Origin of the sequence: Streptomyces sp. NPDC048584 (assembly GCF_043199595.1) — a bacterium.
GTDB classification, from domain to species: domain Bacteria; phylum Actinomycetota; class Actinomycetes; order Streptomycetales; family Streptomycetaceae; genus Streptomyces; species Streptomyces edwardsiae.
This window is the reverse complement of sequence record NZ_JBICWF010000004.1, coordinates 334,631-348,244: the sequence shown is the minus strand read 5'-3', so window position 1 is coordinate 348,244 and position 13,614 is coordinate 334,631. Positions and strand designations below refer to the sequence as shown.

11 protein-coding genes are annotated in these 13,614 nt (G+C 74.2%); 6 read left to right on the top strand and 5 right to left on the bottom strand.

The window, feature by feature from the left end:
* The first annotated feature begins 127 nt into the window (after positions 1-127).
* Together ACGFR9_RS11905 and ACGFR9_RS11900 are read left to right on the top strand one after the other, a co-directional pair.
* Positions 128-910, top strand: coding sequence for a sulfite exporter TauE/SafE family protein (locus ACGFR9_RS11905; RefSeq protein ID WP_393205970.1), 783 nt, complete (start codon positions 128-130; stop codon positions 908-910).
* Between the two features lie 111 nt (positions 911-1,021).
* Entirely contained in the window at positions 1,022-2,587 is a 1,566-nt protein-coding gene (locus ACGFR9_RS11900) for a PQQ-binding-like beta-propeller repeat protein (RefSeq protein WP_393205967.1), read from the top strand.
* 184 nt (positions 2,588-2,771) lie between these two features.
* Here ACGFR9_RS11900 and ACGFR9_RS11895 read toward each other — a convergent pair whose 3' ends face one another.
* The 3 genes from ACGFR9_RS11895 to ACGFR9_RS11885 form a co-directional block, all read right to left on the bottom strand.
* Positions 2,772-3,413, bottom strand: a complete 642-nt coding sequence (locus ACGFR9_RS11895) for a class F sortase (RefSeq protein ID WP_393205964.1) — start codon at positions 3,411-3,413, stop codon at positions 2,772-2,774.
* Between the two features lie 117 nt (positions 3,414-3,530).
* Complete coding sequence (locus tag ACGFR9_RS11890; protein WP_393205961.1) at positions 3,531-4,067, bottom strand: hypothetical protein; 537 nt, start codon at positions 4,065-4,067, stop codon at positions 3,531-3,533.
* Between the two features lie 472 nt (positions 4,068-4,539).
* Positions 4,540-4,956 (bottom strand): gamma-glutamylcyclotransferase family protein, encoded by a 417-nt coding sequence (locus tag ACGFR9_RS11885; protein ID WP_393205958.1) that lies wholly within the window; start codon positions 4,954-4,956, stop codon positions 4,540-4,542.
* 200 nt (positions 4,957-5,156) lie between these two features.
* On the opposite strand from ACGFR9_RS11885, the gene ACGFR9_RS11880 reads away from it, so the two are divergent.
* Entirely contained in the window at positions 5,157-6,803 is a 1,647-nt protein-coding gene (locus ACGFR9_RS11880) for a M4 family metallopeptidase (RefSeq protein ID WP_393205955.1), read from the top strand.
* Here the strand turns inward: ACGFR9_RS11880 and ACGFR9_RS11875 are convergent.
* A complete protein-coding gene (locus ACGFR9_RS11875) occupies positions 6,737-8,905 on the bottom strand; it encodes a molybdopterin oxidoreductase family protein (protein WP_393205953.1) in 2,169 nt (722 codons plus the stop codon). The genes ACGFR9_RS11880 and ACGFR9_RS11875 overlap by 67 nt on opposite strands.
* Before the next feature lie 118 nt (positions 8,906-9,023).
* Entirely contained in the window at positions 9,024-9,725 is a 702-nt protein-coding gene (locus tag ACGFR9_RS11870) for a vancomycin high temperature exclusion protein (protein WP_393205951.1), read from the bottom strand.
* 158 nt (positions 9,726-9,883) lie between these two features.
* Between ACGFR9_RS11870 and ACGFR9_RS11865 the strand changes: the two genes are divergently transcribed.
* The 3 genes from ACGFR9_RS11865 (at position 9,884) to ACGFR9_RS11855 (ending at position 13,478) form a co-directional block, all read left to right on the top strand.
* A complete protein-coding gene (locus ACGFR9_RS11865; protein ID WP_393205949.1) occupies positions 9,884-10,651 on the top strand; it encodes a sirohydrochlorin chelatase in 768 nt (255 codons plus the stop codon).
* 173 nt (positions 10,652-10,824) lie between these two features.
* The gene (locus ACGFR9_RS11860; RefSeq protein WP_393205946.1) at positions 10,825-12,120 is read left to right on the top strand and encodes a deoxyguanosinetriphosphate triphosphohydrolase; all 1,296 of its coding nucleotides are present in this window, start codon (positions 10,825-10,827) and stop codon (positions 12,118-12,120) included.
* 92 nt (positions 12,121-12,212) lie between these two features.
* On the top strand, positions 12,213-13,478 hold the full coding sequence (locus ACGFR9_RS11855) for an NAD(P)/FAD-dependent oxidoreductase (protein ID WP_393205943.1): 1,266 nt from the start codon (positions 12,213-12,215) through the stop codon (positions 13,476-13,478).
* Positions 13,479-13,614: the final 136 nt, after the last annotated feature.

Genomic DNA, 13,614 nt, shown 5'->3' with positions numbered 1-13,614 from the left:
GTTTCCCGCGCGGAACGCTGCCCTCAGCGGGGGAGGGGGGCGGATGTGAGGAGGCCGACGCCCCGCAACCTCAACAAACGCTCATCTTGATGGACGTGACATCTATCCCGTCCATAGGGTCATGGCCATGCCCGACATCTCCCTGACCACGGTCGTACTGCTCTGTCTGGCCGCCCTCGCCGCCGGCTGGATCGACGCCGTGGTCGGCGGCGGCGGGCTGCTGCTCCTGCCCGCCCTGCTCCTCGGCCTGCCCGCAGGCACCCCCGCCGCGCACGCGCTCGGCACCAACAAGGCGGTCGCGATCGTCGGCACCACGGGCGCGGCGGTCACCTTCGCCCGCAAGGCGCCCGTCGATGTGAGGACCGCCGTACGCATCGGCCTCGCGGCCCTCGCCGGATCGTCGGCCGGGGCGTTCTTCGCGGCCGGGATGAGCACCGAGGTCCTCAAACCGGTGATCATGGTGGTGCTGCTCGCGGTGGCCGCCTTCGTGATCCTGCGCCCCGCCTTCGGCACGGCCCCCGCCACCGGCCCGGCGACCCGCCGCCAGATCCTCGCCGCGATCGGCCTCGGCGGCCTCGGCATCGGCTTCTACGACGGTCTCATCGGCCCCGGCACCGGTACGTTCCTCGTCCTGGCGCTCACCGCCCTGCTCCACCTCGACCTGGTCACCGCCTCCGCCACCGCGAAGATCGTCAACTGCTGCACCAACGCGGGCGCCCTCGCCATGTTCGCCTGGCAGGGCGCGGTGCTGTGGCAGCTGGCGGCGCTCATGGCCGTCTTCAATCTGGCGGGCGGCACCCTCGGCGCGCACACGGCCCTGAAGAAGGGCAGCGGCTTCGTCCGAGTCGTCCTGCTGACGGTCGTCTTCGCCCTGGTGGCGAACCTGGCCTACGAACAGTGGCTGGCCTGAGCGGCGCACCGCCGATCAACCCGGCTGACGTGATCCACTCGCGAGGGTTAGGCTCCAGCGCCGCTCCATGACGGCGGCCGGTGCTGGGGAGCGCCGCGGAACAGAACACGAGTGGGGGACACGATGGTCGAGGACGCCAGACCGTCCGGGACGCGGCCGCTGGGGAAGGCCGCGCTGGTGGCCGGAGCGGGCGCCCTGATGGGGCTCGCGGTGGAGTTCCACTGGCTGGGGTGGACGTCCATTCCCGGCAACAGCTGCGGCGGCAGGTACCGGCCCTGCCCCGAGGGCACGACGCCGACCCTCATCCTGGCGTTCCTGTTCACCTTCGCGGGCGCCGTCACGCTCGTCGCCGCCCTCGCCGCGTTCCACTCGATCCGCCCGGGAAGGGCGGTGCCCGGCGCACTCGTCGCGGCGGGCGTGCTGATCGCGCTGTGGCCCGGCTGGCAGGCCTACCTCTGGATGCGCGGGCCGGTGCTCGACCGCGCCTGGCAGGCCGGCCCTGACCGGCCCGCGAGCGTGCGCGGCGTCGGGGCCTGGACGGTGGGTGAGGACGGTGCCACCGTCGTGCGCGCCCGGACCGACGCGCTGGTCGCGTACGACTCCGGCAGCGGGGACCGCGGATGGGTGCTGCGGGCGCCCGTGCGGGAGTCGGTGTGCGCGATGAGCGAGCGGATCGCCGACGGTATCGGCCTGGTCGCCTTCGCGCGGGACGAGAAGCCCTGCGACACCGTGTGGGGCGTCGACGTACGCAGCGGACGCAAGGTGTGGGAGCGGAACATCAGCGGCAGGACGGTGCCGTACGGCCAGGGCGGCGGCGGGCTGCTCACCGCCGACGCGGGCGTGGCCGTGGCGTCGGCCGAGCACGCGGTCCACGGGTACGGGCTCGCCGACGGCGCGGTGCGCTGGACCGCGGAACTCGTTCCCGCCGCCGGGACCGAGGGCGAGGACGACGTCGAGTGCGAGCCGGTGGCGGCGTCCGCGGCCGCGGCCACCACCACGGTCGCCGTGACCTGCGGCGGCTACGAAGGCTTCCACTCGGCGTATCTCCTCACCCTCGACACCGCGACGGGCAGGGAACTGAGCCGGCGGGAACTCCCGATCGAGAGCTACCCGAGTTCGGCCGCGGTGCTCTCCGCCGAGCCGTTCACCCTGCTGGTGCGGGAGAAGGACGAGCGCGGACTCGCCGCCGTACTCGCGTACGGCGATCCGGGCGACCCGAAGCGGGAACCGGTGACGATCCCGCTCACCGCCGACGAGGAGGACCTGGCCGTCACCGCGTCCGACCCCGGCTTCGCCGCCCGTCCGGTGTTCCGGGCCGTGGTCGCCGGCGGCGATCTGATTGTGGCCGCCGCGAAGCCGGAGGGTGACTACCCCGAGCAGGTCTCGGCCTATGCGCTGGACGACGGCCGGCGCCGCTGGACCGCGGATCTGGGCACCCGGATCGCGGCCCTCGCCCCGGCGGGCCCGGACCGGGTGGCCGTACTCGGCGAGTCCCAGCGCCTGTGGACGCTCACCACCGGTGACGGCACCCGGGTGGGCGAGGAGGACGGCACCATGGTGCGCGACATCTCGCTCAAGCTCGACAGCGGCCCGCAACTGATCCGGGCGGGCGACGGCTGGGTGATCGTCAACGCCGACGGCGACAGCCGTCCCCCGGCGTTCGCGGTCCGTCCCTAGGTCCTGTCGTCACCTACCCGTCGTCCGCCCGGAGGGCGGGCCGCGCGACGTCAGGCGCGTGCTCCGGGGTCCCCCGGCCCAAGGCCGGGGGCACCTCCCACGCCCTCGAGGCGGCGGGGGAGCGCGCACGGCGTCGCGCGGCGGGCGGGAATCCGACGACGGGGCCCGGCCCACGCCTCCCGGCTCAGCGGCCGCCGGTCAGATGGGCGTAGACGACGACGTTGCCCCGGTACCCGGTCGTCCGGGAGTAGCCGCCGCCGCAGGTGATCACCCGTAGTTCGGGCCGGGGCGCGGCGCCGTAGACCTTCTCGTCCGGGAAGTGCCGGGCGTCGTACACCTCGACCGCGTCCACCGTGAACACCGCGGTCCCGCCGTCACGCCGGGCCACCTCGATGCGCGCGCCCTTGCGCAGGGCGCCGAGGGAGTAGAAGACCGCCGGGCCGTCCGCGTTGTCGACGTGGCCCGCGACGATCGCCGTGCCCGTCTCACCGGGCGTGGTGCCGGCCTCGTACCAGCCGGCCAGGTTCTCGCGGTCGGCCGGGGGGACGTCGAGGCTGCCGGTGCTCGTCAGGCCGAGGCCCGTCAGGGGCGCGTCGACGCCGATCGCGGGGATGCGGACACGCGAGGGCGGGGAGGGCGGCAGCGCGGGGGCCGCGGTGCGGTGGCCGGCGGTTCCGGAGCGGGCCTGGGCGGCGGACGGCTGCGGCGGCGCGGGCGCCCCGGCCCCGTCGTGCAGCAGCCACAGGCCCGAGCACAGGGCGAGCGCGGTGACGGCGGCTATCGCCGTGTTGCCCGGACCCCCGAGCCGGCGGAACCTGCGGCGCATGGCGGACCGACCTCCTCTCGAGTCGGCCCCGTACCCCCCTCCGGGCCGCGAGGGGCGTCGGACCCGGAGGGGGAGGGGACTTGCGGTACCGGCGGGACGGGCGGCGGAGGGTGCCCGTCAGATCCCGTCGCCTCTCGCCCGGCGATGCAGGAGCCAGGTACCGCCCGCGGCGGCGACGGCGAGCGCCGACACACCGGCCGCGGTCCGTACGGGGTCGGGGCCCAGCGCGCCTCCGACCCCCGTCTTCACACTCCCCCGGGGAATCACCTGCTCGGCCTCGGGCGTCAGCGTGACCTTCAGGTCACCGGCCACCCGCCGGCCGCTCCCGTCGCACGTCGCGACGATCTCGTACGTCCCCGGCTGCGCGCTCGGCGGCACCTGGAACCCTCCGATCAGGTTCCGTTCGCGCGCGCTCGCCGTCAGCGTGAACCGGCCGGCGCCCACGGCGGTGGCGTCACCCGCCGCCGTCCCGCCGTCGCCGCACCCGGCGGTGTTCGCCGTCACCTGCGCGCCCGGCGCGACCGAGGACGGGTACACCTCCAGGGTCCCGTCCGGCGTGCCGTGGGACTCCCCGGCGTACGCGGGCGCGGCGAGCAGTCCCGCGGTGGCCACGGCGAGCGCGGTGCCGGACAGCAGCCGGGCGGTACGTCGCATCGATGCTCCCTCGAGCGGGCCACGGCCCGCGGCACCCCCATGTGCCGCCGTCGGACGCGTCCCTGCCCCTCCGAGGTAAGTGCCACCGGCGCCGCACCGCTCCCCGGGGGCGCGTCGGGGCGCGGGCCGAACGGGTGTCGGCCCCACCCGTACGGCCGCCCCCGCACGCCGCGTTCCAGCAGGTCACCGGCGCCGTGCCGATCCGGTGGCGAAGGGTGCGCGGAACGGGGGTGAACGGGTGACCGGGCGTCTGTGAGGACCCCCGGCGGGGAGGCGGGCGCGGGGGCCCCGTACGCACCGGGGCGCGGGTCGTGCTGTGGGCGCCGCCGTGGGGCCTGAACCTGGGTGGGCCCGGCGGGGGACCGCTGCATCACGGGACGACCGAGGACGTGGTGTGCTCCTGGACCGGAGTCGGCCCGGACGGCGGGGAACGGCCGTGTCCGGCCACCCCGCTCCCGGCGGGCGGGTCGTGTCAGCCCCTCGTCCCCCGCCACTCCCCGCCCTTGATCAGCTTTCCCACCTTCCGCAGCCCCTTCGCGACGGCGGGGGCGGCGACGTACACCCACGCGCCGGCCGCCGTACCGTCCGCGCCCCGGACGACCTCCCGCGCCACCCGCTCGTAGAGGTTCCGGGAATCTCCCGGAACGTACTGCTCGAGCCGGTCCAGTTCGGCGAGCAGCCCCTCGTACTCCTCCGGCAGCGCGGTGACCAGTTCCCCCGTCACGACCCCGCCCGGCTCCTCGACGGCGTACGGATACCCCGGCCCCTCGTACAGCACCGCGCCCCGCAGCCGGGCGGGTTCCTCGTGCCGGGTGCGGCCGTGCAGGAAGAGGCCGTGGTTGGTTCCGCCGGGGCGGAGGGTGCCGTAGACGAAGAAGGGGAGGATCACTCGTTCACCTGCGCGGACGGTCGGCGGAGCCCCTCTGCACCGGAGTGCCACCGGAGCCTTGCAGGAACGATTCTCACCCCTCACACACCCCCACATTCTCTCTATGGACATGACAGACCGGGCGCCACTTGAATCACGGTCAACATCAGCGCCGCCCCACCCCCCCCACCTGCGTCGGGGCGCCCGTTCCAGGAGACCGCTTGAGCCCGATACGGCATGCCCGAGGAGCCCGTCTCACCACCGCCGGCGTCACCGTCACCAGCGCCGCCCTGCTGGCCGCCGCACTCTCCCCCACCCCCGCCGGTGCGGCCGGACACCCCGACCGCTCCACCGCGATCGCGAACGCCGCGTCCGTCCTCACCGAGCGGGCCGCCGCCCTCGGTCTCACCCCGGGCCAGAGGACGGAGGTCCGGGACGTCATCGTCGACAAGGACGGCTCCCAGCACATCCGCTACGACCGCACCTACCGCCGACTTCCGGTGCTCGGCGGCGACTTCGTGCTCCACCTGGCCCCCGACGGCAGCTACCGGGGTGCCACCCGTGCCACCCGTGCCGCCGTCGGCCTCCCCACCGTCACCCCGGAGCTGGCCGCCCCCAGGGCCGCCGACCTCGCGGCGCACGCCCTGCGCGCCGTCAACCTCGGCGAGACCCTGACGAAACTCACCGCGAAACCCGAGTTGGTGGTCGACGCCCTGCACGGCGCCCCCAGGCTGGCCTGGCACACCGACGCGGTCGCCCAGGACTCCCTCGGCAACCCGGTCGCCCGCACCGTCCTGACCGACGCCCACACCGGCACCCGTATCGACGCCTGGGACAGCCTCGAGAACGCCTCCGGCGACGGCACCTCCCTGTACGGCGGCACGGTGCCGCTGGAGACGACGCCCACGGCGTCCGGCTACGAGCTCAAGGACCCCACCCGAGGCGGCACTTACACCGGCGACGCGGGCAACCGGACCGATCTGTGCGTCCTGGTCGTCTGCCTCGGCCGCGCGGACACCCCCGTCCTCACCGACGCCGACAACCACTGGGGCACCGGCGCCACTTCGGACCGCGCCACCGTCGCCGTGGACGCGCAGTACGGCACCGACGTCACCTGGGACTACTACGAGGACGTCCACGGCCGCCGGGGCATAGCGGGCGACGGCAAGGGCTCGTACAACCGCGTGCACTACGGCAACGCGTACAACAACGCCTTCTGGGACGACCGTTGCTTCTGCATGACGTACGGCGACGGTGACGGCACCCGGATGGGCCCGCTGGTGTCACTGGACGTGGCCGGGCACGAGATGACCCACGGGGTGACGTCGAAGACGGCCGGCCTGACCTACTCGGGCGAGTCCGGCGGCCTGAACGAGGCCACCTCCGACATCTTCGGCACGCTGGTGGAGTTCCACGCGGCCAACGCCGAGGACACCGGGGACTGGCTGATCGGCGAGGAGGTCGTCCGGGACGGCTTCGGCCGGGAGGCCCTGCGGTACATGGACGAACCGTCGAAGGACGGCCGGTCCGCGGACTGCTGGGACACCTCCGTCAAGGACCTCGACGTCCACTACTCGTCCGGCGTCGCCAACCACTTCGCCTACCTGCTCGCCGAGGGCAGCGGCGCCAGGACCGTCAACGGAGTCGCCCACAACTCCCCGACCTGCGACGGCTCCACGGTCACCGGTATCGGCCGCGCGGGGCTCGGCGCGATCTGGTACCGCGCCCTCACGGTCCACATGACCTCCTCGACCGACTACGCGGCCGCCCGCACGGCGACCCTGAACGCGGCCGCGGACCTCTACGGAGAGGGCGGCACCGAGTACGCGGCGGTCGCGGCGGCCTGGAGCGCGGTCGGCGTCGGCTGACCGGCTTCCACGGCCTCCAGGCGTACCGCGCACGCCTTGAACTCCGGCATGCGGGACGTCGGATCGAGGGCGGGGTTGGTGAGGGTGTTGGCGCGGCCCTCACCGGCCCAGTGGAACGGCATGAACACGGTGTCCGGGCGGATCGCGGTCGTGATCCGCGCCGGCGCCACCGCCCGCCCGCGCCGGGACACCACCGCCACCGGCTCCCCCTCGGCCACACCGAGCCGCTCCGCGAGCCGGGGGTGCAGCTCCACGAAGGGTCCCGGAGCCGCGGCGTTCAGCTCGTCCACGCGCCGGGTCTGCGCACCGGACTGGTACTGCGCCACGACCCGCCCGGTGGTCAGCAGCACCGGGTACGCCTCGTCGGGCTCCTCGGCGACCGCCCGGTGCGACACCGGTACGAACCGGGCCCGCCCGTCCTCGGTGGCGAACCGGTCGAGGAAGAGCCGGGGGGTGCCGGGGTGGGGCCCCGACGCGTCCACCGGGCACGGCCAGAACACGCCGCTCTCCTCCGCCAGCCTGCGATAGGTGATCCCGGAGTAGTCCGCGGGTCCGCCCGCACTCGCCCGGCGCAGCTCCTCGAAGACCTCCTCGGGATCGGTGGGGAACTTCTTCTCCAGGTTCTCCCCGTCCCGGCCCAGCCGCGCCGCCAGCTCGTGCATGACCTCCAGATCGCTGCGGACCCCGTCCGGCGGTGTGATCGCCCGCCGCCGCAGCAGCACCCTGCCCTCCAGGCTGGTCGTCGTCCCCGACTCCTCCGCCCACTGCGTCACGGGCAGGACGACATCGGCGAGCGCGGCCGTCTCCGACAGCACGACGTCGCACACCGCGAGGAAGTCCAGCGAGCGGATCCGCCCCTCGATGTGCGCGGCACGCGGCGCCGACACCACCGGGTTGGAGCCCATCAGCAGCAGCGCGCGGATGTCCGTACCGAGCGCGTCGAGCAGCTCGTACGCACTGCGCCCCGGCCCCGGAAGCGCGTCGGGGTCCACCCCCCAGACCTCGGCGACATGCGCCCGCGCCGCCGGGTCGGTCAGCTTGCGGTAGCCGGGCAACTGGTCCGCCTTCTGCCCGTGCTCACGACCGCCCTGCCCGTTGCCCTGCCCGGTCAGGCACCCGTACCCGGACAGTGGCCGCCCGGCCCGCCCCGTCGCCAGACAGAGGTTGATCCACGCACCCACGGTGTCCGTCCCCTTGGACTGCTGCTCGGGCCCGCGCGCGGTGAGCACCATCGCGGCCTCCGGCTCGCAGAACAGCCGCACGGCCTCCCGCAGTTGGGGGACGGGCACACCGGTGATGCGCTCCACGTACTCCGGCCAGTGCGCCATCGCGGCGGCCCGGGTCTCCTCCCAGCCGCCGGTGCGCTCCCGGATGTACGCCTCGTCGGTACGCCCCTCGGCGACGACCAGGTGCAACAGGCCGAGCGCCAGGGCGAGATCGGTACCGGGGCGCGGCGCCAGATGCAGATCGGCGTGCTCGGCGGTCTTCGTGCGGCGCGGGTCGACGACGATCAACGTGCCGCCGTTCTCCCGCAGTTCGGTGAAGTACCGCAGCGAGGGCGGCATGGTCTCGGCAGGGTTCGACCCGACGAGAATGACGCACCCCGTCCTCGGAATGTCCTCCAGCGGAAACGGCAGCCCGCGATCCAGCCCGAACGCCAGGTTGCCCGCCGCGGCGGCCGACGACATGCAGAACCGCCCGTTGTAGTCGATCTGCGAGGTTCCCAGCACCACCCGGGCGAACTTCCCGAGCGAGTACGCCTTCTCGTTCGTCAGCCCGCCCCCGCCGAACACGCCGACCGCGTCGGCCCCGTACGCGTCCCGGATCCCCCCGAGCCCCCGTCCGACCCGCCCCAGCGCCTCCTCCCACGAGGCCGGCACCAGCGCACCCCCCTCGTCCCGCACGAGCGGCGACGTCAGCCGCACCCCCGCCGCCAGCACGGCGGGCGCGGTCCGCCCCTTCCCGCACAGCGCCCCCCGGTTCACGGGAAACTCCGTCCGCTCACTCACCACGACACCTCGCCCGTCCGGGGCCGGCGTCAGATTCATCCCGCACTGCAGGGCGCAGTAGGGGCAGTGCGTGGGCGTCACGGTCTCTCGCATACCCCCAGGCTGCGCCCCGCTTGTTACGCACCACCCCGACCGCTGTTACACCGGCGGTACGGCGACCTCCCGGCGGGCGGGGAGCGGCGGTGAGGGGCGGTGAGGTGCGGTGAGGGGCTCAGTCGCCCGCCCGCGCGGACGCCTCCTCGAGCGCCCGCTGCACCCCCGGCTCCCTCGGTCCGAGGAAGTGCGGGTCCGGGCGGAAGGCGGCGTCCAGGGCCGCCTTGCCCGCCGCGAGCAGTTCGCGGGTGGTGCCGTAGTACCAGGTGATGTCGTGGCGGTCGTCGACGCCGATGCCGTACGAGGTGACGCCGGCCGTCCGGCACAGGGCCACCGCGCGGCGGATGTGGAAGCCCTGGCTGATCAGGACCGCCCGGTCCACGCCGAAGATCTTCTTCGCGCGGACGCAGGAGTCCCAGGTGTCGAAGCCCGCGTAGTCGCTGACGATCCGCGTGTCGGGGACGCCGTGCCGGGTGAGGTATGTACGCATCGCGTCCGGCTCGTCGTACTCCTCACGGCTGTTGTCACCGGTGACCAGCACCACCTCGATCCGCCCCGCCCGGTACAGCTCCGCCGCCGCGTCCAGCCGGTGCGCGAGATACGGCGACGGCTCCCCGTCCCACAGCCCCGCGCCGAACACCACGGCCACGTCCGTGCGCGGCACGTCGGCGGTGGTGCGCAGCCGGTCGTCCGTCGTCACCCGCAGCCAGGTCGCGGGCAGCAGCGCCAGTACGCACACCGCCATCACCGCCTGCACCAGCCGCCGCCGCCCCGTACGGCCGCGCGGCAGAAGCGGACGGCGGATTCCGAAACGGCGCATCAGACGGGCCCTCCCCGGTAGCTCCCCGACCTGGAGAGACGCCCCGCCGGGCGTTCCGGTTCACCTCACACGCGTCATCGTCCACATCGTGAACCGCTGGAAAGCGCCCGTCACGCGTGCGCAACAGGAAGGCAACGTCCCGCCGTCACGATCGGTGCATGACGACGTACACCACGAGCCCTCCCGCCCTCGTCGTCGTGGCCCACGGCAGCCGCGACCCGCGCGCGCTGAGCACCGTACGGCAGCTCCTGGACCGTGTCCGCGCACTGCGGCCGGGCCTGCCCGTGCACCTGGGCCACATCGAGCTGAACGCGCCGCTGCTCCCCGACACGCTCGCCGGGCTGGACGCGCGTGGCACCCGGGCCGCCGTCCTCGTGCCGCTGCTGCTCAGCCGGGGCTACCACGTCAAGCGGGACATCCCCGAGATGGCCGCCGGGGCACACCTGCACACGCGTGTGTCCGCCCCGCTCGGCCCGCACCCCCTCCTCGTCGACGCCCTGCACGCCCGCCTCACCGAGGCCGGCTGGCGCACCCCGGCGGACGCGGCGGCCCGCCGCGCGAGCGGCATCGTGCTCGCCGCCGCCGGCTCCCGCGACCCCGAATCGAGAGCCGACACGGGCCGCACCGCGCGGCTGCTCGCCGAACGCCTGGGCGTCCCCGTCGTCCCCGCGTACGCCTCCGCCGCCGCCCCCACCGTCCCCGACGCCGTCCGCGCTCTGGCCGCCCGGGGCCGCCACCGCGTGGCCGTCGCCTCCTGCTTCACCGCCCCGGGCCGCTTCGCGACGGAATGCGCGGCAGCGGCCCCCGGTATCACCTCCGCCCCGCTCGGCACCCACCCGGCGATGGCCCACCTCCTCCTCCACCGCTACGACCGGGCCCGGAGGGCCCCCGCCACCGCACCTCCGGAGCTGGCGTCAGCCCGGTAGGAGCGCGGGACCGCGTCGGCACGCGGCCGCGCCGCGCGTGGGCGCGATCGGGGTCCGGGGGCGCGGCTCCCGGGGACGGGAAGGGAGGGGGCGGCGGGGCGGGAAAACGCCTCGCACACCCACCACGCGATCACACGCCCCCGACTGTCACACCCTCCCCTTACTGTCATGACATGGAAGGCACCGCACCACCCCCCGCATACGACCCCAGGTCAGTCGCCCGCTGGGCCCCCGAGCCCGACAAACGCCCCGGCCGCACCGCCTTCCAACGCGACCGCGCCCGCGTACTCCACTCCGCCGCCCTCCGGCGCCTCGCGGGCAAGACCCAGGTCGTCACCCCCGGCGACCAGAGCCAGGTCTGGGACGCCAGCCCCCGCACCCGCCTCACCCACTCCCTCGAATGCGCCCAGGTGGGCCGTGAGCTCGGCGCGGCCCTCGGCTGCGACCCCGACCTCGTCGAGGCCGCCTGCCTCTCCCACGACCTCGGCCACCCGCCCTTCGGCCACAACGGCGAACAGGCGCTGAACGAGTTCGCCGAGGACTGCGGCGGCTTCGAGGGCAACGCCCAGTCGCTCCGCCTCCTCACCCGCATCGAACCCAAACGGTTCACCCCCGACGGCTCCGTCGGCCTCAACCTCACCCGCGCCACCCTCGACGCCGCCACGAAGTACCCGTGGCCGCGCGGCGCCCACCCCACCGACCCGGCCTCCCCGAAGTTCGGGGTGTACGACGACGACCGCCCCGTCTTCGACTGGGTCCGCGAGGACGCCCCCGGCACCCGCGTCTGCTTCGAGGCCCAGGTCATGGACTGGGCCGACGACGTGGCCTACTCGGTGCACGACGTGGAGGACGGACTGCACGCCGGCCACATCGACCCCGCCTGCCTGCACGCCGAGCCGGAACGCCGGGCCGTCTTCGAGATCGCCGTCGGCCGGTACGCCCCCGCCGGCGCCGGCCCGGAGGAGCTCGCCGAGGCCCTGGACCGCCTCCTCGGCCAGGAGTGGTGGCCGCACGGCTACGACGGGACCGCCGTCGCCCAGGCCCGCCTCAAGGACGCCACCAGCCAGCTCATCGGCCGCTTCTGTCTCGCCGCCGAGGCGGCCACCCGGCAGGCATGGGGGCACCTCCCGGGCCGTTCGGGCACGGGGCGCCTGACCGGATACGAGGCCGAGCTGGTCGTACCCAGAAGCACCCGTATGGAGTGCGCGGTCCTCAAGGCGGTCGCCGTCCGTTACGTCATGCAGCGCGACGAGCAGGCCCGGCTCCGCGCCGATCAGCGGATCGTCGTACTCGAACTGGCCGAGGCGCTCACCGCCCGTGCCCCCGAGGGCCTGGACCCCCAGTTCCGCACGCTGTTCGAGCAGGCCCCCGACGACCGTACCCGCAAGCGCGTGATCGTCGACCAGATCGCGTCGCTCACCGATGCCTCGGCCCGCTCGCTTCACGCCCGGTTCACCGGGCAGGCATGAGCTGTATGGCCTGATCGGGTCACTACCCCTTCCGGCAACACCCTGGGTGCGGGACGCTCGCAGATGGCGACACCCTTACGAGGAGGCATCACGTGGTCGACGCGGATCAGACATTCGTCATCGTCGGAGGCGGACTGGCCGGCGCGAAGGCGGCCGAGACGCTGAGAACGGAGGGCTTCACCGGCCGCGTGATACTGATCTGCGACGAACGGGACCACCCCTACGAGCGTCCGCCCCTGTCCAAGGGCTACCTCCTCGGCAAGGCCGAACGGGACAGCGTCTTCGTCCACGAGCCCGCCTGGTACGCGCGCCACGACATCGAGCTGCACCTCGGCCAGACCGTCGACGCCATCGACCGCACCGCGAGGACGGTCCGTTTCGGCGAGGACGGCACCGTCGTCCACTACGACAAACTGCTCATCGCCACCGGCGCCGAGCCCCGCCGCCTGGACATCCCGGGCACCGACCTCGTGGGCGTCCACCATCTGCGCCGCCTCGCCCACGCCGAACGCCTCAAGGGCGTCCTGACCTCCCTCGGCCGGGACAACGGCCATCTGGTCATCGCCGGCGCCGGCTGGATCGGCCTGGAGATCGCGGCGGCGGCCCGGCAGTACGGCGCGGAGGTCACCGTCGTCCACCGCGGCCGGACCCCGCTGCACTCCGTCCTCGGCCCCGAGCTCGGCCAGCTCTTCGCCGAGCTCCACATGGAGCACGGGGTGCGCTTCCACTTCGGTGCCACGCTCACCGAGATCACCGGCCAGGACGGCATGGTCCTCGCCGCCCGCACCGACGACGGGGAGGAGCACCCCGCGCACGCCGTCCTCGCCGCGATCGGCGCGGCCCCGCGGATCTCCCTCGCGGAGGCGGCGGGGCTGGAACTCGCCGACCGCGCGGACGGCGGGGGCGTCCGCGTCGACGCGCGGCTGCGCACGTCCGACCCCGACATCTACGCGACCGGCGACGTCGCCTCCTTCCCGCACGCCCTCTTCGACACACGGCTGCGCGTGGAGCACTGGGCCAACGCGCTGAACGGCGGCCCGGCGGCCGCCCGCTCCATGCTGGGCCGCGAGGACGCCTACGACCGCGTTCCCTACTTCTTCTCCGACCAGTACGACCTGGGGATGGAGTACTCCGGGTGGGCGCCGCCGGGGTCGTACGACGAGGTGGTGATCCGCGGCGATGCGGGGAAGCGCGAGTTCATCGCGTTCTGGGTTCGTGAGGGGCACGTGCTCGCGGGGATGAATGTGAATGTGTGGGATGTCACGGATCCGATCCAGGGGTTGATCCGCTCCGGCGCGCGGGTGGACACGGAGGCGCTGGCGGATCCGCGTGTGCCGCTGGAGTCGCTGGTCGCCTAGGCGTATGCCGGGTTCCGTCGGGGCGCGGGTGTGGCATCGCCGTGGCCGGTCGCGCCCTCGCGGCGGAGCCGCGCACATCACAGCCCCGCGCCCCTGACGGGGTGCTCCGGCACCCGGGGATGTCCGTCCGGCCACG